The organism is Erwinia sp. E_sp_B01_1, assembly GCF_036865545.1.
In the GTDB taxonomy this organism is placed as follows: Bacteria; Pseudomonadota; Gammaproteobacteria; order Enterobacterales; family Enterobacteriaceae; genus Erwinia.
Genome location: NZ_CP142208.1, coordinates 4,110,705 through 4,135,825, shown reverse-complemented (window position 1 = coordinate 4,135,825; position 25,121 = coordinate 4,110,705). Strand labels below are relative to the sequence as shown.

General features: G+C 54.3%; 22 protein-coding genes, 1 pseudogene and 1 riboswitch. Of the genes and pseudogenes, 12 read left to right on the top strand and 11 right to left on the bottom strand.

Annotated features, from left to right (window positions below; translation table 11 throughout):
• Window positions 1-50: 50 nt before the first annotated feature.
• The 3 genes and pseudogenes from rpoD to rpsU all read right to left on the bottom strand — a co-directional run bounded on the left by rpoD (window position 51) and on the right by rpsU (window position 4,143).
• The gene (rpoD, locus tag VRC33_RS19270; protein WP_338558407.1) at window positions 51-1,889 is read right to left on the bottom strand and encodes an RNA polymerase sigma factor RpoD; all 1,839 of its coding nucleotides are present in this window, start codon (window positions 1,887-1,889) and stop codon (window positions 51-53) included.
• A gap of 181 nt (window positions 1,890-2,070) precedes the next feature.
• A pseudogene (gene dnaG / locus VRC33_RS19265) lies at window positions 2,071-3,815 on the bottom strand (DNA primase).
• A gap of 112 nt (window positions 3,816-3,927) precedes the next feature.
• On the bottom strand, window positions 3,928-4,143 hold the full coding sequence (gene rpsU / locus VRC33_RS19260; RefSeq protein ID WP_001144069.1) for a 30S ribosomal protein S21: 216 nt from the start codon (window positions 4,141-4,143) through the stop codon (window positions 3,928-3,930).
• Between the two features lie 303 nt (window positions 4,144-4,446).
• Here rpsU and tsaD point away from each other — a divergent pair, with 303 nt between their 5' ends.
• Complete coding sequence (tsaD, locus tag VRC33_RS19255) at window positions 4,447-5,463, top strand: tRNA (adenosine(37)-N6)-threonylcarbamoyltransferase complex transferase subunit TsaD (RefSeq protein ID WP_338558404.1); 1,017 nt, start codon at window positions 4,447-4,449, stop codon at window positions 5,461-5,463.
• 99 nt (window positions 5,464-5,562) lie between these two features.
• Here the strand turns inward: tsaD and plsY are convergent, their stop codons facing one another.
• Entirely contained in the window at window positions 5,563-6,180 is a 618-nt protein-coding gene (plsY, locus tag VRC33_RS19250; protein WP_338558402.1) for a glycerol-3-phosphate 1-O-acyltransferase PlsY, read from the bottom strand.
• Window positions 6,181-6,287: 107 nt separating this feature from the next.
• On the opposite strand from plsY, the gene folB reads away from it, so the two are divergent.
• Window positions 6,288-6,647 carry a bifunctional dihydroneopterin aldolase/7,8-dihydroneopterin epimerase gene (folB, locus tag VRC33_RS19245; protein ID WP_338558400.1) on the top strand — a complete coding sequence of 120 codons (360 nt, stop codon included), beginning with the start codon at window positions 6,288-6,290 and terminating at the stop codon, window positions 6,645-6,647.
• Between the two features lie 143 nt (window positions 6,648-6,790).
• Window positions 6,791-7,609, top strand: a complete 819-nt coding sequence (bacA, locus tag VRC33_RS19240; RefSeq protein WP_338558397.1) for an undecaprenyl-diphosphate phosphatase — start codon at window positions 6,791-6,793, stop codon at window positions 7,607-7,609.
• A 46-nt stretch (window positions 7,610-7,655) separates the two neighbouring features.
• Here the strand turns inward: bacA and VRC33_RS19235 are convergent, their stop codons facing one another.
• On the bottom strand, window positions 7,656-8,882 hold the full coding sequence (locus tag VRC33_RS19235) for a multifunctional CCA addition/repair protein (RefSeq protein WP_338567422.1): 1,227 nt from the start codon (window positions 8,880-8,882) through the stop codon (window positions 7,656-7,658).
• Window positions 8,883-9,015: 133 nt separating this feature from the next.
• Entirely contained in the window at window positions 9,016-9,636 is a 621-nt protein-coding gene (locus VRC33_RS19230) for a TIGR04211 family SH3 domain-containing protein (protein ID WP_338558395.1), read from the bottom strand.
• A 295-nt stretch (window positions 9,637-9,931) separates the two neighbouring features.
• Here VRC33_RS19230 and VRC33_RS19225 point away from each other — a divergent pair, with 295 nt between their 5' ends.
• The 3 genes from VRC33_RS19225 to hldE all read left to right on the top strand — a co-directional run bounded on the left by VRC33_RS19225 (window position 9,932) and on the right by hldE (window position 15,653).
• Complete coding sequence (locus VRC33_RS19225) at window positions 9,932-11,236, top strand: inorganic triphosphatase (RefSeq protein WP_338558392.1); 1,305 nt, start codon at window positions 9,932-9,934, stop codon at window positions 11,234-11,236.
• Between the two features lie 64 nt (window positions 11,237-11,300).
• On the top strand, window positions 11,301-14,135 hold the full coding sequence (gene glnE, locus VRC33_RS19220; protein ID WP_338558388.1) for a bifunctional [glutamate--ammonia ligase]-adenylyl-L-tyrosine phosphorylase/[glutamate--ammonia-ligase] adenylyltransferase: 2,835 nt from the start codon (window positions 11,301-11,303) through the stop codon (window positions 14,133-14,135).
• Window positions 14,136-14,225: 90 nt separating this feature from the next.
• On the top strand, window positions 14,226-15,653 hold the full coding sequence (gene hldE, locus VRC33_RS19215; protein ID WP_338558386.1) for a bifunctional D-glycero-beta-D-manno-heptose-7-phosphate kinase/D-glycero-beta-D-manno-heptose 1-phosphate adenylyltransferase HldE: 1,428 nt from the start codon (window positions 14,226-14,228) through the stop codon (window positions 15,651-15,653).
• Between the two features lie 72 nt (window positions 15,654-15,725).
• Here hldE and VRC33_RS19210 read toward each other — a convergent pair whose 3' ends face one another.
• Entirely contained in the window at window positions 15,726-16,028 is a 303-nt protein-coding gene (locus VRC33_RS19210) for an accessory factor UbiK family protein (protein WP_338558384.1), read from the bottom strand.
• A gap of 147 nt (window positions 16,029-16,175) precedes the next feature.
• A riboswitch (FMN riboswitch) is annotated at window positions 16,176-16,328 on the top strand.
• A gap of 109 nt (window positions 16,329-16,437) precedes the next feature.
• Here VRC33_RS19210 and ribB point away from each other — a divergent pair.
• Window positions 16,438-17,094, top strand: coding sequence for a 3,4-dihydroxy-2-butanone-4-phosphate synthase (ribB, locus tag VRC33_RS19205; protein ID WP_338558381.1), 657 nt, complete (start codon window positions 16,438-16,440; stop codon window positions 17,092-17,094).
• Window positions 17,095-17,147: 53 nt separating this feature from the next.
• Here the strand turns inward: ribB and zupT are convergent, their stop codons facing one another.
• Window positions 17,148-17,915 (bottom strand): zinc transporter ZupT, encoded by a 768-nt coding sequence (gene zupT, locus VRC33_RS19200; protein WP_338558379.1) that lies wholly within the window; start codon window positions 17,913-17,915, stop codon window positions 17,148-17,150.
• 195 nt (window positions 17,916-18,110) lie between these two features.
• On the opposite strand from zupT, the gene ygiD reads away from it, so the two are divergent.
• On the top strand, window positions 18,111-18,896 hold the full coding sequence (gene ygiD / locus VRC33_RS19195; protein WP_338567421.1) for a 4,5-DOPA dioxygenase extradiol: 786 nt from the start codon (window positions 18,111-18,113) through the stop codon (window positions 18,894-18,896).
• Window positions 18,897-18,927: 31 nt separating this feature from the next.
• On the opposite strand, the gene VRC33_RS19190 is transcribed toward ygiD, so the two are convergent.
• The 3 genes from VRC33_RS19190 to tolC form a co-directional block, all read right to left on the bottom strand.
• Window positions 18,928-20,088 (bottom strand): glutathionylspermidine synthase family protein, encoded by a 1,161-nt coding sequence (locus VRC33_RS19190; protein ID WP_338558374.1) that lies wholly within the window; start codon window positions 20,086-20,088, stop codon window positions 18,928-18,930.
• Window positions 20,089-20,090: 2 nt separating this feature from the next.
• Complete coding sequence (locus tag VRC33_RS19185) at window positions 20,091-20,759, bottom strand: DUF1190 family protein (RefSeq protein ID WP_338558371.1); 669 nt, start codon at window positions 20,757-20,759, stop codon at window positions 20,091-20,093.
• A gap of 142 nt (window positions 20,760-20,901) precedes the next feature.
• Window positions 20,902-22,380 carry an outer membrane channel protein TolC gene (tolC, locus tag VRC33_RS19180; protein ID WP_338558368.1) on the bottom strand — a complete coding sequence of 493 codons (1,479 nt, stop codon included), beginning with the start codon at window positions 22,378-22,380 and terminating at the stop codon, window positions 20,902-20,904.
• 213 nt (window positions 22,381-22,593) lie between these two features.
• Here tolC and nudF point away from each other — a divergent pair, with 213 nt between their 5' ends.
• The 4 genes from nudF to yqiA are packed head-to-tail and all read left to right on the top strand — an operon-like array spanning window position 22,594 to window position 25,101.
• On the top strand, window positions 22,594-23,229 hold the full coding sequence (gene nudF / locus VRC33_RS19175; RefSeq protein ID WP_338558365.1) for an ADP-ribose diphosphatase: 636 nt from the start codon (window positions 22,594-22,596) through the stop codon (window positions 23,227-23,229).
• Window positions 23,226-23,651 carry a DUF1249 family protein gene (locus VRC33_RS19170; protein ID WP_338558363.1) on the top strand — a complete coding sequence of 142 codons (426 nt, stop codon included), beginning with the start codon at window positions 23,226-23,228 and terminating at the stop codon, window positions 23,649-23,651. The genes nudF and VRC33_RS19170 overlap by 4 nt, the downstream gene beginning before the upstream one ends.
• A 38-nt stretch (window positions 23,652-23,689) precedes the next feature.
• Window positions 23,690-24,517, top strand: coding sequence for a 3',5'-cyclic-AMP phosphodiesterase (gene cpdA, locus VRC33_RS19165; RefSeq protein WP_338558360.1), 828 nt, complete (start codon window positions 23,690-23,692; stop codon window positions 24,515-24,517).
• Between the two features lie 2 nt (window positions 24,518-24,519).
• Window positions 24,520-25,101: an esterase YqiA gene (yqiA, locus tag VRC33_RS19160; protein WP_338558358.1), complete on the top strand. Its 582-nt coding sequence runs from the start codon at window positions 24,520-24,522 to the stop codon at window positions 25,099-25,101.
• Window positions 25,102-25,121 lie beyond the last annotated feature (20 nt).

The window sequence follows — 25,121 nt, the reverse complement described above, 5'->3', positions numbered from 1 at the left end:
AAAGCCCCTGTTTTTCAACAGGGGCTTTTTTGCAGATTGACCAGAACGGATTAATCGTCCAGGAAGCTGCGCAGCACTTCAGAGCGGCTTGGATGGCGCAGCTTACGCAGCGCTTTGGCTTCAATCTGACGAATACGCTCACGGGTAACGTCAAACTGCTTGCCCACTTCTTCCAGCGTGTGGTCGGTGTTCATATCGATACCGAAACGCATACGCAGGACTTTGGCTTCACGGGCGGTCAGGCCTGCCAGCACGTCGTGCGTGGCAGAGCGCAGGCTCTCGGAAGTGGCAGAGTCCAGCGGCAGCTCAAGCGTGGTGTCTTCGATAAAATCACCCAGATGCGAATCTTCATCATCACCAATAGGCGTCTCCATGGAGATTGGCTCTTTGGCAATTTTCAGCACCTTACGGATTTTATCTTCCGGCATCAGCATGCGTTCAGCCAGCTCTTCCGGGGTCGGCTCGCGGCCCATTTCCTGCAGCATCTGGCGTGAGATACGGTTGAGCTTGTTAATGGTCTCAATCATATGCACCGGAATACGGATGGTGCGCGCCTGGTCAGCGATGGAGCGGGTGATAGCCTGACGGATCCACCAGGTTGCATAAGTTGAGAACTTATAACCCCGGCGATATTCAAACTTATCAACGGCTTTCATCAGACCAATGTTACCTTCCTGAATCAGATCCAGGAACTGCAGGCCACGGTTGGTGTACTTTTTAGCAATGGAGATAACCAGACGAAGGTTAGCCTCAACCATCTCTTTCTTCGCACGGCGCGCTTTCGCTTCACCGATAGACATGCGACGGTTGATGTCCTTAACCTGCTCGATGGTCAGGCCGGTCTCTTCTTCAATCTGCCCTAACTTCATCAGGCCGCGCTGAACGTCTTCAGAGACGTCTTTCAGCTTTTCAGACCAGGGTTTGTTCATCGCCAGCGCTGCTTTGAACCAGGTTTCGCTGGTTTCATTGCCGGTGAACAGAGTGATGAAGTTCTTCTTCGGCATTTTGCAGATTTCAACGCAGAACTTCATGATGAGGCGTTCCTGGGTACGGACGCGATCCATCATGGTACGCATGCTGTTTACCAGGAAGTCGAACTGCTTCGGCACCAGGCGGAACTGCTTGAATACGTCTGAAAGGGCCTGGATTTCCGCTACGGCATCAGCATGGCTGCGGCCTTTCGCTTTAATAACGGTACGCGCTTTTTCATACTGAACGCGTAAATCGTTAAATTTCTCGCGAGCCAGTTCAGGATCGATGCTGTTGTCATCTTCGCTGTCGTCGTCATCATCGTCTTCGTCTTCTTCGTCATTGCGTTCTTCTTCAGAAAGCTCAGATCCAACGTGAGTGGCGGTAGGGGCGATTTCTGCTTCAGCATTCGGATCGACAAAGCCGGTGATCATATCAGAGAGGCGCGCTTCACCCGCTTCCACACGATCGTACTGTTCCAGCAAATAGGTGATGGCTTCAGGGTATTCAGCGACAGAACACTGTACCTGATTGATACCGTCTTCGATGCGTTTGGCGATGTCGATTTCGCCTTCACGCGTCAGAAGTTCAACGGTACCCATTTCACGCATGTACATGCGCACCGGGTCAGTTGTGCGTCCGATTTCAGATTCAACGCTGGATAGCACCTGAGCAGCCGCTTCAGCAGCATCTTCGTCAGTATCGCTGCTGTTTTCATTCAGGATCAGATCGTCGGCATCAGGTGCTTCTTCCACAACCTGAATGCCCATGTCGTTGATCATCTGAATGATGTCTTCGATCTGATCGGAGTCGACGATATCTTCCGGCAGATGGTCATTGACCTCGGCATAGGTCAGATAGCCTTGCTCTTTACCACGGGTGACAAGAAGCTTAAGCTGTGACTGCGGGTTTTGCTCCATAAGACGGTATCCACACTTCTGTTAATTAGATTGGTGTCGGTCGGCTATGCTGCCAACAATAACAGTGAGGGCGTTGGATTTTTGCCGCTGCCCATCGAGGCGGCTGCCAGGCTCGACCTGGCGGATATTCGGCACTTAAGCCGCGGGTATTCTGATGACGGATGATTTTATCAACCGTATTTTATTTCTTTGCTAACGCCTGGCTCAGCGTCCAGAACTCGCGGCGTTCTTCCGAGTTCAGGCCATGCGTGCGGTCACGCGCAATCAGCTCTTCAAGCCGGCGTTCCAGCGCCGCGTCATACATGCTGGCCAGAGAATCTTTAAACATGGTTTCCACTTCATCTTCTACGATCATGTGGTTCCATGTGGCCAGAGTTTCAAGGCTCTGACTAAATTTTGTTCCACGGTATAACTCTAGTAGCTGTCCGGTGGTCAGGCCAGGATGAGCGACGCAAGTGCTCACTAACTCCACAAACAGGTGAAATCCTGCCAGCTCCGAAGCTTCTAACCCGTCAAGGGGGGGACCATTGCCGCCAGCCCTGGGTTTTGAATCAGCAACCCAATAAGTATACGCATGGTTGTGCGTTTGAGCTGAGGCTGCTGGGGAGGTTTCGCATTCTCACCCTGCTTTGGCATCAACTTTTCTAACTGACTGTCATCCAGAATGCCCAGCTTATTGCCCAGCGTCTGACGCAGATAGATGCGCAGCGTCTCGCCCGGCACCTGACTGATCAGCGGCAGCGCAAGCGTACTGAGCTGCGCACGGCCATCCGGTGAACGTAAATCAACCTGCGGCAGCAAAGAGTCAAACAGGAACGCGGAGAGCGGCATTGCCTGCTCCATCCGGGCTTCAAACGCCTCTTTGCCCTCTTTACGCACCAGCGTATCCGGGTCTTCACCGTCGGGCAGAAACATAAAGCGTAGCTGACGACCGTCATTCATGTAAGGTAATGCGGTCTCCAGCGCACGCCAGGCTGCTTCCCGGCCCGCTCTGTCACCGTCATAACAACAAATAACAGTATCGGTCGTGCGGAAAAGAAGTTGAATATGCTCTGGCGTGGTGGAAGTGCCCAGTGACGCGACGGCATAATCAACACCAAACTGCGCCAGCGCCACCACATCCATATAGCCTTCAACTACCAGCAGCTTCGCCGGTTCGGGATGATTCTTTTGCGCTTCATACAGGCCATATAACTGGCGGCCTTTATGGAAAATATCGGTCTCGGGGGAGTTCAGATATTTGGGTACGGCATCGCCTAACACGCGCCCACCAAATCCTATTACCCGCCCGCGCTTGTCGTGGATCGGGAACATCACCCGTTCGCGAAAGCGATCGTAACTGCGGCCCTGGTCGTTAGTGACCAACATTCCCGCGTCAATCAACGACTGGCGATCGTCCTGATTGCGACCAAATCGCTTCAGGGCGTTATCCCAGCCGGCGGGAGCAAAGCCGATGGAGAAATGCTTGATGACATCGTCACTCAGACCGCGGTTGGCAAGATACTCACGCGCGCCTGAAGCCTGACTTTGAGACAGCGACTGCTGATAAAACTCACTCAGGCCGCCCATTAACTGATAGAGGCTCTGACGCTGATGACGCTCAAGCTGAGTAGGGCCGGTACCGCTTTCATACGGAACTTCAAGTCCGTAGACCGTTGCCAGCTCTTCAATGCTTTCCACAAACTCCAGACGATCGTAGTTCATCAGGAAGTCGATGGCGTTGCCGTGGGCGCCACAGCCGAAGCAGTGGTAAAACTGTTTTTCACCGTTTACGGTAAAAGAGGGGGTTTTTTCATTATGAAAAGGACAGCACGCGTGATAGTTCTTGCCCTGCTTTTTCAGCTTTACGCGGGCATCGATAAGATCCACGATGTCCGTGCGTGCCAGCAAGTCATTAATAAATACACGTGGAATTCGTCCAGCCATAAGCCCCGGTTTATCAGCCCATAAACGAGAACAAGCCGCGCATTCCTTTCGGAAAGCACGGCCTTCTTAACTACTTACTAGTCTGTGAAGCGAGAGGGCGAACCCTCAAAGATTAGTACAGACGAGTGCGGCGTGCGTTTTCGCGAGCCAGTTTCTTCGCGTGGCGTTTTACTGCAGACGCTTTAGCGCGCTTACGTTCGGTAGTCGGTTTTTCATAGAACTCACGACGACGAACTTCAGCCAGAACGCCTGCTTTCTCGCAAGAACGCTTGAAGCGACGCAGTGCTACGTCAAATGGCTCGTTTTCACGTACTTTAATTACCGGCATGTAACTCTCACCTCGATAAATTCGGTTTTGTTGCTGACGTCAGTGCCAGCTTGTTTCAAAATGGTGCGGAATTTTACTCCAACACAGGCTACGTTGTAAAGCACCATAGCATAATGTCACCAACAGATGCGCCTGTGCCACTGCCGGTTTTTTTCAGGCGAAGGAGTATACACCAATGAGCAGGGCGCGGCGAAAATATTTTCCTCAAGGATATCAGGAAGTCACATTTTTAACCGCAAAATTGCCGCGGTGAGTCTGGCCTTCATGTTACACTGCGCGCCGCAAGAATGAGGTGAAAAAGTCATGCGTGTGCTCGGAATTGAAACGTCCTGCGATGAAACTGGTATCGCTATTTATGATGATGCGGCCGGTTTACTTGCCAATCAACTTTACAGCCAGGTCAAACTGCACGCCGATTACGGTGGAGTGGTCCCGGAACTGGCCTCGCGCGATCACGTGCGCAAAACCGTGCCGCTGATTCAGGCGGCATTGAAAGAAGCCGGGCTTCAGGCGCAGGATATTGATGCCGTGGCCTATACGGCGGGGCCGGGGCTGGTAGGGGCTTTGCTGGTAGGCGCGACCATTGGCCGCTCTCTGGCCTTTGCCTGGGACGTGCCTGCGATCCCTGTGCACCATATGGAAGGCCATCTTCTCGCTCCGATGCTGGAAGAGAATCCTCCGGCGTTTCCTTTTGTCGCCCTGCTGGTTTCCGGCGGCCACACTCAGCTGATCAGCGTTACCGGTATTGGTGAATACACGCTGCTGGGTGAGTCCGTTGATGATGCGGCTGGTGAAGCTTTTGATAAAACGGCCAAGCTGCTGGGTCTGGATTATCCCGGCGGTCCGATGCTGTCAAAAATGGCGGAGCAGGGAAAGGAACGGCGGTTTGTCTTTCCCCGTCCGATGACCGATCGTCCGGGGCTGGATTTCAGCTTCTCCGGCCTGAAAACTTTCGCGGCCAACACCATTCGTGAAAACAGCAATGACGATCAGACGCGTGCGGACATCGCCCGGGCGTTTGAAGATGCTGTAGTGGATACGCTGGCGATCAAATGCAAACGGGCGCTGGAGCAGACCGGCTTTAAGCGGCTGGTAATCGCCGGTGGCGTGAGTGCCAACCGGACGCTGCGCAGCAAAATGGCCGATGTGATGAAAGCGCGGGGCGGTGAAGTTTTCTATGCCCGCCCGGAATTCTGCACCGACAATGGCGCGATGATCGCCTATGCCGGGCTGGTTCGCCTGAAAGGCGGAACCCGTGCTGAGCTGAGCGTGACCGTGCGGCCTCGCTGGCCGCTGGCTGAGCTGCCAGCCATTGCTTAGCCTTAGCGCTGAATACAAAAACGCCTGATGAAACTCATCAGGCGTTTTTGGTTATATCAGGCAGCAGCCTCAATCCACGCTCGGTGACTGGCCGTTCATCTATTCCACTGGCCGCTCGTCTTTCTTCTTTTTCTTCTTCCAGATTTTTGTTTCCTGGCCCCGCCACAGACGCTGAATGTTGTCGTGATGACGCAGTAAAACCAGGCATGAAAGCATCGCTACCGGAAAAGTGAGCTGGGGTTTAAACCACCAGACGTAGAAGGGGGCGATCAGCGCGCTGACAATCGCGCCCAGCGAGGAGTAACCACTCAGCAGTACGGTCAGCAGCCAGGTGCCGGTCATCAGGCCGGTCAGGTCCCAGCCGATGGGCGCAATGGCACCAAAAGCCGTGGCCACGCCTTTGCCACCTTTGAAATGAAAAAATACCGGATAGATATGACCGAGGCAGGCGGCGATAGCGACCAGACCAAGCCAGAGTGGCGAGACGCCATAGTGATAAGCAAGCCAGACCGGCAGCATGCCTTTGAGCACATCAAAGACCAGCACCAACACCGCAGGGACTTTTCCGCCAATACGCAGCACATTGGTCGCACCAGGGTTGCCAGAACCGTTAAGGCGGGGATCGGGTAATCTGAACAGTCGGCAAACCAGGATCGCGCTGGAAATGGAGCCGCACAGATACGCGAAAAGAATCATACCAAGCGCGAATACACTCATAACACCGTTCCATCTTGTAGGGGTCGTTTTGTTCTCGTCATCCGTGGATAATACGCATAATCCGCCGGAAGTGATATCCGGCAACCACAAAAACAGAGACAGCCATCATGGATATTGTATTTATCGAACAACTGTCGGTCATCACCACCATTGGTGTTTATGACTGGGAACAAACCATTCAACAGAAGCTGGTGTTCGATGTCGAAATGGCCTGGGATAATCGCCAGGCCGCAGCCAGCGATGACGTTAATGACTGTCTGAGCTATGCCGATGTCTCTGAGACCATCATTAATCATGTTGCAGGCGGAAAATTCGCCCTGGTTGAGCGCGTAGCTGAAGAAGTTGCGGCTCTGCTGCTGACGCGTTTCAACTCTCCCTGGGTGCGGATAAAACTCAGTAAGCCCGGCGCTGTGGCGCAGGCGGCACAGGTTGGCGTAATCATTGAGCGCGGGACTAATCCGAAATAAGTTCAATGTGATTGCCATCACGATGAAACCAAACCACATTATGCTCTGTCTTAAGGTTGGCCTCACATTGTGCTGGCACAATTTGGCGGAAGCGTGAAGCGACCGCCTTTTTACTGATTTTTATACGGATAGGGGTAGATTTGATGGCAGATATTCATCAGCTATGGGTGGCAGCAATACTTGGCATTGTTGAAGGGTTAACGGAGTTTTTACCTGTTTCATCCACCGGCCATATGATCATTGTCGGTCATCTGTTGGGTTTTGAAGGCGAAAAAGCAGAAACCTTTGAAGTGGTAATCCAACTGGGTTCAATTTTAGCGGTTGTGGTGATGTTCTGGCGCCGGCTGTTCGGTTTGATCGGCATTCATTTCGGTCAGGAACCTCACGAAGGCACAGGGACGGGTCATCTGTCGCTGATTCATATCCTGCTGGGCATGGTGCCGGCGGTGGTTATTGGTCTGGTTCTCCACGATCAAATCAAACAATTATTTAATCCGATCAACGTGATGTATGCGCTGGTTGTGGGCGGTGTACTGTTGCTGGCGGCAGAATATCTGAAACCTAAACAGCCAAAAGCAGTGGGCCTTGATGATATAACCTATCGCCAGGCTTTCATTATCGGGTGTTTCCAGTGTCTGGCGCTCTGGCCGGGCTTCTCCCGCTCAGGAGCCACTATCTCCGGCGGTATGTTGATGGGCGTGAGCCGTTACGCGGCCTCTGAATTCTCCTTCATCCTGGCGGTGCCGATGATGATGGGCGCAACGGTGCTGGATCTCTATAAGAGTTATGGCTTCCTGACCGTGGCTGATTTCCCGATGTTTGCAACGGGCTTTATCGTGGCCTTTATCGTCGCGATGATTGCCATCAAGGTGTTCCTGAAGCTGATTCAGCGCATCTCGTTCGTGCCGTTTGCTATCTATCGCTTTATCGTAGCCGCAGCGGTTTATATGATCTTCGTCTAACCGCCCTGTCCCGGAGTCGGCTTTTCTGGCCGGCTCCGGACCAGTATTAACCCTGAGATGCCTTCCACTGAGCCAGTGCCGTAATCCTTCTTCTGGTTAACTCTTCTCTGACTTCTCCGCCTTTGAAACCTGCCGCCACCACGTCTTTTGTCGGGATGCCAAGGGCAATGGCAAAAGCCTGACGCAGGAAATCTCCCTGCGGGTAAGCATTGTTTTCAAAACCTGTCCGTCCACGGGCATCGGCTTCGCTGGTCAGCGCTATCTGCTCTACACGATGCGGCTTACGCCAGGCATCGATACGATCAAACAGGGCAATCAGCGTTTCAGGACTTTGACGCTCAACGGTATGGACCAGATCGTGAAATTCGGTAACCAGCAGAGCCAGATCGCGTATGGCATTGGGTACGCGAAGGCGCTGACAGAGGTTTTCAACCAGTGGGACACCTGCCGGGCCGTGGCCGTGGTGACTGGGCCATTTTTCGGGGGGCGTAAGGGCTTTACCAACATCATGGAACAGGGTGGCAAAACGGATATCCACCTCAGGACTGAGCTGAGCGGCAATGGCCAGCGTCATCAGCGCATGGATGCCGGTGTCGATCTCAGGATGCCACTTTGCCGGTGCCGGTACGCCATAAAGGTTATCCAGCTCCGGGAACAGCACGGCCAGCGCACCACAATCTTTCAGCACCTGGAAATAAACCTGGGGATTAGGGGTTTCCAGCGCTTTTTCCGTTTCTTTCCAGACCCGCTCTGGCGTCAGCGTATTTAACTCTCCGCTCTCAACCATCCAGCGCATCAGCGCCTGGGTTTCGTCGGCCACCACAAAGTTCAGATGGGCGAATCGCGCCGCAAAGCGGGCAACACGCAGGACACGAAGGGGATCTTCGTTGAACGCTTCTGACACATGGCGCAACTGACGTTGTTCGATGTCGGCGCGTCCCCCGTAGGGATCGTAAAAATGGCCTGTCTCGTCCTGGGCAATGGCATTGATGGTCAGGTCGCGACGCTGCAGGTCCTGCTCAAGCGTTACGTCCGGGGCGGAATAACAGACAAAGCCTGTATAGCCACGCCCACTTTTTCTCTCGGTTCGCGCCAGCGCATACTCTTCATGCGTCTCAGGATGAAGAAAAACCGGGAAATCACGGCCTACCTGCTCATACCCCAGTTCCAGCATTGCCGGAGGTGAGGCGCCTACTACTACCCAATCTTTGTCTTTGACCGGCAGATTTAACAGTGCATCGCGTACCGCGCCACCGACAAGGTAAGTCTTCACTACCACGCTCCAGAGTTAAACGTTTAAGACATCATACTTAAAGTGTAGATCCTGTCATACCCAGGCGGAAGCAGTTTGACAGGCAGGCGGAAGAGGGCATCAATGGATGCCCTGAACGGACGGCAGGAGACAATCAGTTCATCCAGCGATCTTTCTTTTTACGGCTTGGGATCATATGAGGTAACAGCAGACCCAGCAGCAGGCCGACACCGGCGACGCCGCCGCCATACATAAACCACTGCATAATGATGGTGCGCTGCTTGTCATCAAGCTGAACGTTGGCGGCATTCACTTTTTTCTGCGCAACCACCAGTTCATTCTTCAGCTTCTGGTTTTCCTGTTTCAGGCCGTTGATCGCGCCGTCGCTGCCTGCGACCTTTTTCTGCATTTCCGCAGTGCGCTGATTCCAGCTACCATCAATGTTAGCCAGCTTGTCGGTCAGGTCTTTGACCTGCTGCTCCAGTTGCGGTACACGAGTACGCAGGCTTGGCTGCTGGCTGAGCTGAGCAAGCGGGATCCAGTTAGTGCGGCCAGTGGCGTCGCGGATCTGCGCGTAATGCGTGCTGTCATTGGTCTGCAGCAGTTCTACCTCTTCCCCGGCGTTCAGGGTTCCAACAAGGCGGTAATCATCACTTGGGCCACTGCGAACCCAGGTCGAAAGCTCGTCGGAAATATAGCGTTTCTCTTCGGCATGAACGGATGCTGCTACGCTAAAAGTCAGTAAAGTAAGGCCAATAAGATGAGTTTTTTTCATTCGATGTCTTTTTAAGGTGAATCCTGGAAAAAAGTAATGGAACAGTCTGGAGATGGCTCGCACAAAGCTGAATGAGAACTTTCCTGGTCTCGGGCCGGTGCGAAACGCGTTATGAAAGCAGAAGAAAGCAGAGACAGTCACGGCGATTCTGCATTACTCTTCTGCTCATATCTGGCCGGCGACCTCCTGATATTTCGCTGCGATGTTACTGCATTACGCATAAAATGACGAAAAATAAGGGGGCCTGACTGGGCCATAATCCCTGTACTGAACCGCTAATCCTGATTAAGAAAATATGACCATAGAAATCGAAGTAAAGTTCATTGCCACGCCGGAAGCCGCTGAAAAACTGCCTTTGCTGATGGCTAACTGGCCGCATCAGCACAGTGCGCCGTCAAAATTGACGAACATCTACTACGAAACGGCTGACAGTCAGCTCCGGCGCTGGGACATGGGTCTGCGCATCCGCGGCTTTGGTGACAGCTATGAGATGACGCTGAAGGCAGCAGGGCAGACCCTGGGCGGCCTGCATCAGCGCCCGGAATACAATGTGGCGCTGGATAAACCCGAACTGGCTATTGAACAGCTACCGGCAGAAATCTGGCCGGCAGGCTGCGACCTGGCGGCGTTGCAACAGCAGTTAAAACCGCTGTTCAGCACGCACTTTAATCGCGAAAAGTGGGTGGTCACTTACCTTAACAGCGAGATCGAAATTGCTTTTGATACGGGCGAAGTCAGTGCCGGTGAGTTGAGTGAACCTCTGAGTGAAATCGAGCTGGAGTTGAAAAGCGGTGAGCGTGACGACCTGCTGGCCTTTGCCAGTGAGCTGACCAGCCTGGGTGGCCTGCGCCTTGGTAGCCTGAGTAAAGCGGCGCGCGGATATGTGCTGGCAAAAGGCAATCCGGCCCGCGAACTGCGTCCGGTTACCCTGCTTCAGGTGAAACCCAAAGCCACGGTGGAAGAGGGCATGCTGGCCGCCTTCACTCTGGCCCTCAGCCAGTGGCAGTATCATGAAGAGCTGTGGCTGCGGGGTAACAGCAGCGCACAGCATGAAGTGCATCAGGCTCTGGAAGCCCTGCGTCAAACCTTCTCTCTGTTTAGCGGGCTGGTGCCTCGCAAGGCCAGCACTGAACTTCGCCAGTCGCTTATCGCTCTGGAAGAAGCGATGCTGGAAGGCAATCTGCAGGCAGAATCATTGTGTTTCAGCCCGCTCTCCCTGCATACCCAGTTAGCACTCACCAACTGGATTGTTACTCAGCGCTGGCGCGGATTTATCAATGCCAAAGCCGACGCCAAATTGCAGGGATCTTTTAAACGTTTCTGCGACATTATGCTGGGCAGAATTTCAGCCGATCTCAAAGAGACTTTTGGCGAAGTGCGCCAGATGAATGACTATCAGGACAAACTGCCGCGCCTGTACCGTCAGCTGCTCGCCGCACGTCTGCTGGCTGGCGCTTACGATCGCGTTGCGGTGGATGCCTGGTTACAAAACTGGCAGCAACTTGCTCAGGCTATAGAAACCAATCAGGAAATCTGGCTTGAAGGTCACAGCCGTCAGGCGCTGAAGCAGCCGACCTTCTGGAAAAATGGCAGCGTCTGAGCCCGGACATAAGCTACGCAGCCAGCCGTAAAAAACAGAGTATCGCGTTCAACAGGGAGTTTTTATGTTGCCATCACCTTCTCAGGCCCTGCCTTCCTTGCTGGCTGAACAGGCTCAACAACTCAGCCCGGCGCTGGGAGAGCTTAATGCTGAACAGCAGGGCGTACTGGCATTCAGCGATTTCATTCATGAAAACCTGACCCGCCATCCCGAATGGTGGCAGGCCCTGCAACTGAACGCCCCTGAGCCGGATGAGTGGCATGCCTATCCGGCGTGGCTGGCGGAAAAACTGGCTGGCGTGGCGGATGAAAATGCCCTGATGCGCGAGCTGCGCCTGTTCCGGCGTCATATGCTGACCCGAATAGGCTGGATGCAGACGCTGGCCGTCAGCAGCACTGAAGACTCCCTGCAACAGCTCAGCATGCTCGCTGAGACGCTGATCGTAGCGGCCCGTGACTGGCTATGGCAGGCGTGCTGTCGTGAATTTGGCACGCCGGTCAATGCGGCGGGTGAGCCGCAGCCGCTGCTGATTCTGGGGATGGGCAAGCTGGGAGGCGGAGAACTCAATTTCTCTTCTGATATCGATCTGATTTTTACCTGGCCGGAAAACGGTGCCACCACCGGCGGACGGCGCGAGCTGGACAATGCTCAGTTCTTTACCCGTCTTGGTCAGCGGCTGATTAAAGTGCTGGATCAACCCACGGCAGAAGGCTTTGTCTACCGGGTCGATATGCGCCTGCGGCCTTTCGGAGACAGCGGCCCTCTGGTGCTCAGCTTCGCCGCGCTGGAAGATTACTACCAGGAGCAGGGGCGCGACTGGGAGCGCTATGCGATGGTCAAAGCGCGCCTGATGGGCGGCACTGACGACCGCTGGAGCCAGGAGTTGCAGCAGATGCTGCGGCCTTTTATCTATCGCCGCTACATCGATTTCAGTGTGATCCAGTCGCTGCGTAATATGAAAAGTATGATTGCCCGTGAGGTGCGGCGGCGGGGCCTGAAAGACAATATTAAACTGGGCGCAGGTGGGATCCGCGAAACGGAATTTATCGTCCAGGTTTTCCAGCTTATTCGCGGAGGCCGCGAGCGTTCTCTGCAACTGCGTTCCCTGCTGCCCACGCTTAAAGCGATCGGTGAACTTAACCTGTTGCCCGCAGCCCAGTTGGGTGAGCTGGAAGGGGCTTATCTGTTCCTGCGTCGTCTGGAGAATCTGCTGCAAAGCATTAACGATGAACAGACCCAGACTCTGCCTGATGACGATCTTAACCGTGCCCGCCTCGCCTGGGCGATGGCAGCGGAAAGCTGGCCCGCTCTGCTTCACCAACTGGAAGGGCATATGGCGGCTGTTCGCGCCATTTTCGACGATCTTATCGGGGATGACACCCCGGAAACCGGTGGCAATACAGAAGCCGATCAGTACAGCGTGCTGTGGCAGGATTATCTGGAAGAAGCCGAGCTGGCGCCGCTGGTGCCCCAGTTGGAAATGGAGTCTCGTCAGCGTCTTCTTCGGGCGATCACCGAGTTTCGTCAGGATGTTGATAAACGCACCATTGGCCCACGGGGACGCCAGGCGCTGGACCAGTTAATGCCTCGCCTGTTAAGCGAAGTTTGCCCAAGGGAAGACGCTGCCGTGGTCCTGAGCAGGCTGACGCCGCTGCTTCTGGGCGTCGTAACGCGTACCACCTATCTGGAGCTGCTGACCGAGTTTCATGGGGCACTGAAGCATCTGATCCGTCTTTGCGCTGCTTCCCCAATGGTCGCCAGCCAGCTGGCACGTTATCCGCTGCTGCTTGATGAGCTGTTGGATCCGGCCACGCTATACCAGCCCACGGCTACCGACGCCTATCGCGATGAACTGCGGCAGTACCTGTTGCGCATTCCTGAAGCGGATGAAGAGCAGCAGCTTGAAGCCCTGCGCCAGTTCAAACAGGCACAGCACCTGCGAATTGCCGCCGCCGATATCGCCGGAACGCTGCCGGTGATGAAAGTCAGCGATCATCTCACCTGGCTGGCAGAAGCGATGATTGAGCAGGTTGTTCAGCAGGCCTGGCAGATGATGGTACAGCGCTACGGGCGTCCCGATCACCTCGGTGAAGGGCACGAACGCGGCTTCGCGGTTGTCGGCTACGGCAAGCTTGGGGGATGGGAACTGGGTTACAGCTCCGATCTGGACCTGGTGTTTCTCCACGACTGTCCGTCAGATGCGGTAACTTCAGGTGAGCGCAGCATTGATGGCAGGCAGTTCTATCTGCGTCTGGCGCAGCGGGTAATGCACCTGTTCAGCACGCGTACCTCCTCCGGCATTCTTTATGAAGTGGACGCCCGCCTTCGCCCTTCAGGGGCTGCAGGCATGCTGGTCAGTACTTTTGATGCCTTTGACGATTATCAGCGCAACGAAGCCTGGACCTGGGAACATCAGGCGCTGGTGCGCGCCCGCATCGTGTTCGGTGAGCCCGCCCTGAGCAGGCGTTTTGATGATATTCGCCGCAATATCCTCTGTCTGCAGCGCGATCCAGACAAGCTGAAAACGGAGGTCAGGGAGATGCGCGAGAAAATGCGTACGCACCTTGGCAGCAAGCAGAAAGGACGCTGGGACATCAAAGCCGATCGGGGTGGGATTACCGATATTGAATTCATTACGCAATATCTGGTCTTACGCTATGCCGCGAGCGAGCCTGGTTTAACGCGCTGGTCCGATAACGTTCGTATTCTTGAGCTGATGGCGAACGACGGCAGGATCGGTCCGGAGGAAGCGCAGGCGCTGACGCAGGCCTACACCACCCTGCGCGATGAGCTTCATCACCTTGCACTGCAGGAGTGGCCGGGGCAGGTTTCGCCCGAGTTGTTCAGCAAAGAGAAGGCGGTCGTCAACGACAGTTGGCAACGCTGGTTTGGTGATTAAGGCCTTTGTTACCGAATGCAAACGTGCGGGATAGCCTGCTTGTGCTATCATCGCGCGCACTATTTTTGACTTCAGCCTGGAGTGTCTGGAATGAAAGTTACGCTGCCCGATTTTAACCGTGCGGGTGTTCTGGTTGTTGGCGACGTGATGCTGGATCGCTACTGGTACGGCCCAACCAGCCGCATCTCCCCTGAAGCCCCGGTTCCGGTTGTCAAAGTGGATAATGTGGAAGAGCGTCCTGGCGGCGCCGCTAACGTCGCCATGAACATCGCTTCACTGGGCGCGGAATCCCGTCTGGTGGGCTTAACGGGCATTGATGATGCGGCGCGTGCGCTGGATGCGACCCTGAGCGGCGTGAAAGTGCAGTGTGATTTTGTTGCCGTCGCCACTCATCCAACCATCACCAAACTGCGTATCCTGTCGCGTAATCAGCAGCTGATCCGCCTTGATTTTGAAGAGGGCTTTGAAGGGGTTGACCCTGAGCCAATGCACGAGCGAATTCGCCGGGCCTTGCCTGAAGCGGGTGCGCTGGTCCTTTCCGATTATGGCAAAGGTGCGCTGGCCAGCATTGAAACCATCATTAAGATCGCCCGTCAGGCGAATGTGCCGGTGCTGATCGATCCCAAGGGAACCGATTTTGAACGCTATCGGGGTGCCACCATCCTGACGCCTAATCTCTCTGAGTTCGAGGCGGTTGTGGGCAAGTGCAAAGACGAAGCGGACATCGTTGCACGCGGTCTGGAGCTGTTGGCTAAGTTTGAGCTTTCAGCCCTGTTGGTCACCCGTTCCGAGAATGGCATGACCCTGCTCCAGCCGGGCAAAAAACCTTTCCATCTGCCGACTCAGGCGCAGGAAGTTTATGATGTTACGGGCGCTGGCGATACGGTAATTGGTGTGCTTGCGGCCGCGCTTGCGGCTGGCAATACCCTGGAAGAGAGCTGCTTTTTGGCTAACGCGGCCGCCGGCGTTGTGGTCGGTAAGCTGGGGACGTCGACCGTTTCCCCTGTTGAGCTGGAGAATGCTATCCGCGCCCGCCCGGAATCCGGTTTTGGGGTGATGGATGAAGCGCAGCTAAAAGAGGCTGTCGCGCTGGCGCGTCGTCGCGGTGAGAAAGTGGTGATGACCAACGGCTGTTTCGACATTCTGCACGCGGGTCACGTCTCCTATCTGGCAAACGCGCGTAAGCTTGGCGACCGGCTGATCGTAGCGGTAAACAGCGATGCTTCCACCAAACGTCTGAAAGGGGAAACCCGCCCGATCAATCCCCTGGTGAACAGGATGATTGTGCTGGGTGCGCTGGAAGCAGTCGACTGGGTGGTGCCTTTTGAAGAGGATACTCCACAGCGTGTGATTGCCGATGTGCTGCCAGATTTGCTGGTGAAGGGCGGTGATTACAAGCCGGAGGATATCGCTGGCAGTAAAGAGGTGTGGGCGAGTGGCGGTGAAGTTCGCGTGCTGAATTTTGAAGACGGCATCTCAACCAGCAATATTATTAAAGCGATCAAATCGAAAGATTGATGCCTTTGCAGAACAGGATGAACAAAAAAGGGGCGATCTGCGATCGCCCCTTTTTTTATAGCGCAAAACGGATTACTGCATATCTTCCGTTTTGATGATCTCTTTGGGTGCCACTTCTGCTTTGGCTGTCACTTCAGTACCACGACTTTCCAGCTCGGCAATCCGCTGCTCCAGCACGGCCAGTTTCTCACGGGTGCGTAATAACACCTGAGTCTGCACATCAAATTCTTCGCGATTGACCAAATCTAAACGGGTCAGCTGCGACTGCAGTGTCTGACGGATTTTTTCAACGTCGTCGCCAAACTCACGGATCCCTTTTGGCATGGACTCATGAACCTGACGGGCGAGTTGTTCAATTTTTTTAGGGTCAATCATAGCGGCTTCCTGGTAGCGGCAAAGTTTCTTTAAGTGTAATGCGATAATCCGAAAGGATAAACCAGAAATCAGTAAAGCAGATAAATGGGCAGCTAATCGCACATTTTGTTCGTTGCCCTGACTTTTTATCGGCGTTATAGTAACCAGGCTTATTCTCAGGGCGGGGCGAAATTCCCCACCGGCGGTAAATCGGCGTCAAGCTGAAAGCCCGCGAGCGCTTCAGACCAGCAGGTTTGAAGGTCAGCAGATCCGGTGTAATTCCGGGGCCGACGGTTAAAGTCCGGATGGGAGAGAGTAACGTATCTGGCCGGGCCTGCGCCCGCCTCGCCGTTATTTTGTTGTCATTGCATGACACTCCTGAGCACGCCCTGATTCTGGTAACCCATACACTTTATAAGGTTTTATTACCATGAATCAGACGTTACTTTCTGAATTTGGCACGCCTCAACAGCGTGTGGAACGTGCTATTGCCGCATTGCGTGATGGACGCGGTGTGATGGTTCTCGACGACGAAGATCGTGAAAACGAAGGTGATATGATCTTCGCGGCCGAAACCATGACCGTTGAACAGATGGCGCTGACCATTCGCCACGGCAGCGGCATTGTCTGCCTGTGCCTGACCGAAGAACGCCGTCGTCAGCTTGAACTGCCGATGATGGTTGAAAACAACACCAGCTCTTATGGCACCGGATTTACCGTGACCATTGAAGCCGCTGAAGGTGTCACCACCGGCGTATCCGCGAAAGACCGCGTGACCACCATCCGCGCAGCTATCGCCGACGATGCCAAACCTGCCGATCTGAACCGCCCAGGCCATGTGTTCCCTTTGCGTGCCCGGGAAGGCGGCGTACTGAGCCGGGGTGGGCATACTGAAGCCACTATCGATCTGGTCACTCTGGCCGGTTTCAAACCTGCTGGTGTACTGTGCGAACTGACCAACGATGATGGAACTATGGCACATGCGCCTGAAGCCATTGTCTTTGCTAAACAGCATGAGATGCCGGTAGTGACTATTGAGGATTTAGTGGCTTATCGCCGTAGCCACGAGACGCGCCAGGCAAGCTGAATCAGCAGCCTGAAGAGAAAACCGGGTAGAGTGGTGCCCGGTTTTTTTTCGTCTTAACTCAACCCACTGCTTTGCAGCAACGTCAGGCTAAGGCCCATTACTGCCATTCCGCACAATACGCCATAGCTGGGGTTGTTATGGGGATCGATCTCTTTCGCCAGCGGCATCAGCTCATCCACGGACAACGCGACCATAATCCCGGCCACGGCGGCCATAATTGCGCCCATGATCACCGGGGAAACCAGAGGCCCGAGCAGCCAGAATGCCATCACTCCGCCAAGGATCTCCGCCATACCGGAAACTCCCGCCCAGAAGATCGCTTTCTTCTTTGAGCCGGTTGCAGCATACATAGGACCCGCAACGGCAAGTCCTTCAGGAATATTGTGGATCGCCACGGCTAAAGCTATCCCCAGGCCCATTTCCAGATCGCTGCTGGCAGTCACAAAGGTTGCCACACCTTCAGGGAAATTGTGCAGGCTGATACCCAGAGTCAGCAGGATCGCGGTCCGGCGCAAATTTCGTGGCGGCTGGCCGGCCATCAGAAGATCCTGCGGATGCTGATGGGGCAACATGCGATCCAGTGCGAAGTAGCCCAACAAGCCGACAACAAACATGCCGTAGCCAAGCACCGGCGACATGCCTTCAGCGTGCAGAGCCGCAGGCAGCATCTCCATCAGTGAGATCAGCAGCATGATCCCGGCGGCAAAACCCAGTGCAAATGCCAGCACCCTGTTTGAGGGTTTCTGGCCCATCACACCCAGCAGCGCCCCGATAAAAGTCGCTCCACCGGCAAACAATGTCAGCAATAGCGGCACGGACATGGTGAACTCCTGAAGAGAAGAATAAAGTATAGCCTTTGCTATACCTTATCAAAAAATCACCAGTTGTAACGTCAAGTTTTGTCTAATTTACCCTTCAAATTTCTTGAATATCTTCATCATGGTTATCCGGGTTCATCACCAGAAAAAAGCGCGTAATGTAGCCGTTATCAAAACCACACGTTCAGGGATACAACGATGAGTCAGATAACAATGCCCGCACTTTTTCTTGGCCATGGCAGCCCGATGAATGTGCTGGAAGAGAACCTTTATACTGAAACCTGGCGCGAGTTGGGCAAGACCCTACCGCGCCCGAAAGCCATCGTGGCTGTTTCCGCACACTGGTATACCCGTGGCACAGCAGTAACGGCGATGGAGAAACCCCGGACCATTCATGATTTTGGCGGCTTCCCGCAGGCGCTGTTTGATACCCACTATCCCGCACCCGGCTCGCCGGATCTGGCCCGGCAGGTCGCTGAAGCTCTGGCACCGGTGAACGTTAAGCTGGATCAGGAGTGGGGCTTCGATCATGGCTCCTGGGGCGTGCTGATTAAGATGTACCCTGAAGCGGATATCCCTGTTGTGCAGCTGAGCATCGACGGCTCTAAACCGCCTGCTTATCACTTTGAACTTGGTCGTAAGCTTGCAGCACTGCGCAGCCAGGGCATTATGATTGTGGCCAGCGGGAATGTGGTGCATAACCTGCGCATGGTGCGCTGGCAGGGCGATGCGGAACCTTATGCCTGGGCAGCGTCATTTAATGACTATGTCCGTAATAATCTGAACTGGGAAGGGGAAGCTGAGCAGCACCCCCTGGTGAATTTTATGCAGCATGAAGGGGCCGGACTCTCTAACCCAACGCCAGAGCACTACCTGCCGCTGCTGTATGTGCTGGGTGCCCGTCTGCCAGGTGAAAAAGTTTCGGTTCCGGTAGACGGTCTGGTGATGGCTTCGCTGAGTATGCTATCGGTACAGGTGGGCTGAATAAGAACGGGGCGGTCATCGCCCCGATTTTTTATTCGATAAATGCGTGCGGATAGAAGCGTGACAGATCCTGAGTGATCAAAGCACGATCCTCGCGCAGACCAATTCCCGCAGGCTGATCGTCAATCAGCCAGCTGCCTATCAGCGTATAGCTGTCGCCAAATTTTGGCAGCGGATGGAACTGCTGAATGATCATCCCTTCTTCGCCATACGGGCCGTCTGCACTGGCGATTTCTTTGCCATTTTCAACGATGCGAATGTTCGCGCCCTCACGGGAAAACAGAGGCTTGACCACGTATTTATCCATAGGGGGGACGTCGTCTTCTGCAAAATAGGCTGGCAGCAGATTAGGGTGGTTGGGGAACATTTTCCACAACATCGGCAGTAACGCTTTGTTGGAAAGAATACTTTTCCACGCCGGTTCCAGCCAGCGAACGCCAGCATCTTCCAGCTTGGTCGAGAAGACCTCCCGCAGCATGTACTCCCAGGGATAGAGTTTAAACAGATTGCCGATCACCTGATCGTGCTGATCGGTGAATTGCCCCTTTTCCCCCAGGCCAATTTCATCCATATAGAGAAATTCGCTGGGTAGCCCCGCTTCCGTAGCGCAATCCTGCAGATACTGTACGGTGCCACGATCTTCATCTGTATCCCGGCAACAGGCGAAATGCAGCCAGCTAAAACCGTGCTGCTGATGCAGAGTGGCGAAGCGTTCGATCAGCTTTTCCTGCAGGCTGTTGAACTGATCGCTGCCTGCCGGCAGGTTGCCAGCCGCAAGCTGCTCTTCCAGCCAAATCCACTGGAAAAAAGCCGCTTCATACAGCGAGGTTGGCGTATCCGCGTTGTTCTCAAGCAGTTTGGCATCGGTTTCACCATCCCAGGCGAGATCCAGACGTGAATAAAGGGAGGGCTGGCCGGTTTTCCAGGAGGCCCGAACGAAATCCCAGGTATGTTTAGGAATGCGAAATTTAGTGAGCAACTCATCGCTGCTCACTACTTTTTCCACCACCTGCAAACACATCTGGTGAAGTTCGCTGGTAACCTCTTCAAGCTTTTCAATCTGCTGAAGCGTGAACTGGTAGTAAGCATCCTCACACCAGTAGGGCTCGCCGTGCATGGTGTGAAAACGAAAACCGTATTCCGTGGCTTTTTCACGCCAGTCCGGACGTTCAGCGAGAGTAAGACGCTTCATGATCAGCCCCCGTAAGAGCGGCTGGAACCGGAAGTGGCGCTGCTACGCTGCATGGAAGTCTGCTTAGCTACGCTGTCACCAAAGCCGCCACGGGTCACCGTGCTGGTGGTGGCAGGTTTAGGTGCCAGCGCCGTTTTCGGTACCGTCATGGTGCGGCCAGGCGTGGCAGTACCAAAGCTTTTGCCAGCGGCATCAACGAACTTGCCGTTTGCCGGACTGTTAGGCGCCCGGGAGGTGAACAACGGCTGCTGGGCAAAGCCCGCGCCACCGCCCATCATCCGGCCCATCATATAGCCCGCCATCAGAGGCATCCAGAAACTGCCGCTCTGCTGAGATTCCGCGTTGGTTGAACCTACGCCAGCCTGAGCAGGAGCCTGCTGACACTGACCCTCACCAAACTCCGCCACACAGTCTTCACGGCTGGCATATTTTGGTGCGGTTTTTTCAGCTTCTTTTTTGGCGTTATTAAACGCCGTGGTGCACTGCTCACTCTTGCCCGGATTGGCACTGGAGCAGTCGTCCGCATTTTGATACAGCGAAACGGTTTCATCCGATTGTTCACAACCGGCAAGCATAAATACCGCGGTGACCGCGAGGGCTACCGGGGTTAAGTGACGTGCGCTCCAGCTCTTGCGGAAGGAGGCGTAATTGATTTGTTTAGTCCGTTTCATCACGTTCTGTCCTGTGCCCAAAGGTAGTGCATAGGATAGGGTAACAGCGGTGAAAAATGAAGCGATGAGGGGCGTGGGAGGAGGTTCTTTACGTAGCTATACGTTTGATTGTGAAGGGGGCAGCCGGGGCTGCCCCACAACCTTATTTACCGAAAGGATTCCGGTTAGTGCTGGCCGGTGCAGTGCTCTGCGCAGCCGGGGTGGCCTGCATGTTTGCAGACGCAGCCTCACCGTTATTCACGGAAGCATTTTGCTCAGGCGTTTCAGGCGCAACGGCTTCTGGCGAAGTCGAAACATCTTTACCAAGATGGGTATTCAGAGCCTGCAAATCCTGCTCGTTAAGCGTACCCAGGGCCGATTTGATGTTCAGCTCATTGATCATGTAGCTGTAACGCGCATCGGAAAGCTGCTGTTTAGCGCTGTACAGGGTGGAAGTCGCATCCAGCACATCAACGATGGTACGGGTACCAACCTGATAGCCCGCTTCGCTGGCATCCAGCGAGCTTTGCGCTGAAACCACCGCCTGGCGGTAAGCTTCGATGCTGCTGATGGAGGCATTCACGTTGTTAAAGGATGAGCGCACGGTCTGCACAGCAGAACGGTGGGCGCTTTCTAACTGCTCGCTCGCAGAGACGAAGGCATACTGGGCCTGTTTAACCTGAGAGGTGACCGACCCGCCGCTGTACAGAGGCAGTGAGAAGCTCAGACCAACCTGGTTAGAACCGGTAATGCTGTCGGCTGTGGAAGCTGTCTGATTAGCACGGCTACCGCCATATTTGCTGTTAGACAGACCGGTAGAGGCAGTCAGATCCAGCGTTGGCATATGGCCGGTTTCTGACAGACGAATCTGCTCGCGAGCCAGATCCTGTGACAGACGGGCTGACAGCAGGCTCAGGTTACGGCTTTCAGCTTCTTTCAGCAGGGCATTTACGGGCTGAGGTTTTTCCGTTTTGAAACGGTCAACGTTCAGTGACGCCAGGCTTGGATAGTAGTTACCGGTGACCTGACGCAGGATCTCAACGTTGTTATCCAGGTTATTACGCGCGGTCACTTCGTTGGCCAGCACGCTGTCATACTGCGCGCGGGCGTTTTGCACGTCGGTAATCGCGACCAGACCCACGTTGAAACGCTGGGTGGTCTGATCTAACTGGCGATAGATCGACTGTTTCTGCGCTTCAGTGTAGGAGAGCGTATCAATCGCGTTCAGCACGTTGAAGTAGGCGGTAGCGGTATTCAGAATCAGCGTCTGTTGAGAGGTCTGATAGGTGACATCCTGAATGCCGGCCGTTTTTTCCTGCAGCGTCAGAGCGCGCCATTTTGACATGTCAAAAATGGTCTGAGTCAGCTGTAAGGATCCGCTGGTGGTGTTGGAATGAAGACCACTGCTGTCGCGATAACCGTTGTTATAGGTATAATCAGCACCCAGACCTAACTGAGGCAGCAATGGGCTACGGGCTTCGTTAATTTTCTCAAAAGCCGCATCACGATCTGCCGCTGAACTGCGAAGGTCGGGATTGGACAAACGAGCCTGCTGATAGATCTGCAACAGGTTTTCAGCCTGGCTGGCGACGCTAAAGCCGCCCAGGCTCAGGCCGATAAGTAACGGGAGCAGTTTCTTCATTTGCATTCCTTGTAGTGCAGCAATATTGCTATGGTAGCGCTGACATAAGCCAAAAAATAATCGCCGATTCTAGCAGAGTAAACAGAACAGTTAAGTTGGCTGAAAGTGCCATGTTGCCTTAATTTACTCAAATAATTCATTAAGAACCACACTCTCTGTGGAATCGGGATTGCTTTTCCCCTTTTCGCCACCAACTTGAAAGGAGCAGTCCTCATGGACAATGGCAAAAAATACCCAGTGACTTTCACCCAAAACGATGTAGAAATTATTGCACGAGAGACGCTTTATAGCGGTTTTTTTTCGCTCATTAACTACCGTTTTCGGCACCGTAAGTTTAACGGTGAGATGAGTGGTGAGGTAAACAGGGTCGTCTTTGAGCGCGGACATGCAGCAGTGCTGCTACCCTATGACCCCGTGCAGGATAAAGTCGTGCTGATAGAACAAATCCGAATTCCCGCTTATGACAGCAGCCAGACACCCTGGCTGTTAGAATTAGTGGCAGGGATTATTGAGCCCGGTGAAACGCCCGAAGATGTTGCACGGCGCGAAGCCGTTGAAGAGGCCGGAATCACTCCGGCTCGTGTTAAACCGGTGCTCAGTTATCTGGCCAGTCCGGGGGGCACCAGCGAGCGGCTGTCGGTTCTGGTAGGCGAAGTGGATGCCAGCGTGGCGCAGGGAAACCACGGTCTGGAGGAGGAGAATGAGGATATTCTCGTACATGTGGTCAGCCGCGAGCAGGCTTACCAGTGGGTGGAACAGGGGATAATAGATAACGCAGCCTCCGTCATCGCATTGCAATGGCTTCAACTGCACCATGAGAAACTAAGAGAAGAGTGGAAACCTGAATGATTAAGCGCTATGTACCTGATTTCCCTGAAATGATGCGGGTGTGCGAAACCAATTTCGCTCAGCTCCGTCGTCTGCTGCCTAAAGAAGACCAGGCAGGAGAGTCAGTGACGTATCAGGTCAACGGTGCCCACTATTCGGTCACTGTCCAGGAGTCGACGCGTTACACCACGCTGGTAGAGATCAAGCAAACCGCGCCAGCCGTCAGCTACTGGAGCCTGCCCGCTATGTCCGTACGTCTGTACCACGACGCGATGGTCGCGGAAGTGTGTTCAACTCAACAGATCTATCGCTTTAAAGCACGCTATGATTATCCTAATAAAAAGCTTCATCAGCGTGATGAAAAACATCAGATAAACCAGTTTCTGGCAGACTGGTTGCGCTACTGTTTAGCGCATGGCGCGATGGCCGTACCAGTGTGCTGAAGCACCTTCTGAGATGGCGTTAACCCTAAGGATTTTGATTGGATAGCCTGTTAAAACTTTCTGCGGCGAGTGGGGCCCGGGTCAGGATTTTACAGATAACGGATACCCACTTATTTGCAGGCAAAGACGAAACGCTGCTGGGTGTGAATACCTGGGCCAGTTATGACGCGGTACTTCAGGCCATCTCGGTCAGCCCTCGTCACTACGATTTGATTGTCGCTACGGGCGATCTGGCTCAGGATCACACGGTTGAGGCCTATCAGCATTTCGCTGAGGGCATTGCGCGCCTGCCTGCTCCCTGCGTCTGGCTTCCGGGAAATCATGACTTCCAGCCCGCCATGTTCAGCACGCTGGCAGAAACCCAGATTGCCGATCAAAAGCATGTTCTGGTAGGCGATCACTGGCAAATTGTCCTGCTGGACAGCCAGGTATTTGGCGTTCCGCATGGTTTACTCAGTGACTATCAGCTTGAATGGCTTGAGAAGACGCTGGAGATTGAGCCGCAGCGGCATACGCTGGTGCTGCTTCACCATCATCCGCTGCCGTCCGGTTGTACCTGGCTGGATCAGCACAGCCTGCGTAACTCCCATATGCTTGAAGCGGTGCTGCAACGTTATCCGCTGGCCACCACGCTGATTTGTGGCCACATTCATCAGGATCTTGATCTGGACTGGAACGGGCGCCGGCTGCTGGCGACGCCTTCCACCTGCGTACAGTTCAAGCCTCATTGCACTAATTTTACGATAGATTCGGAAGCGCCCGGCTGGCGCTGGCTGGATTTGCTGCCGGATGGCAGGGTAGAAACCGAAGTGGAACGCCTGAATTCGCGGGCCTTCAGTCCCGATCCCGATGCAGAAGGATATTGATCGTGGCCACGCTGCTCTATTTGCATGGCTTCAATAGCTCCCCACAGTCGGCGAAAGCAACGCAGTTCCGCGCATGGCTTGCCGCTCACCATCCGGATATCCAGGTTCATGTGCCGCAGCTTCCCGCCTTTCCCGGTGAGGCCGCTGAAATGCTTGAAGATTTCATTCTCTCCTCCTCCGGTGAGCAGATAGGCATTGTGGGGTCCTCACTGGGCGGTTATTACGCCACCTGGCTTTCGCAATGTTTTACGTTGCCTGCGGTAGTCATCAATCCCGCCGTACGGCCTTTTGAGCTGCTTGCCGATTATCTGGGCAACAACGAGAACCCATACACCGGCCAACAATATGTGTTAGAGTCACGCCACATTTACGATCTGAAAGTGATGCAGATTGACCCGTTAGAATCGCCGGATTTGCTCTGGCTGTTGCAGCAAACGGGCGACGAAGTGCTCGACTATCGTCAGGCTATGGACTACTACAGTGCCTGCCGTCAGACGGTTGAAGAGGGCGGAAATCATGCATTTATCGGATTCGAACGCCATTTCTCCCCGATCCTCAGCTTTTTGGGCCTTGCAACTGCCTGAAGTGAGCAGCGGAGAGTGGT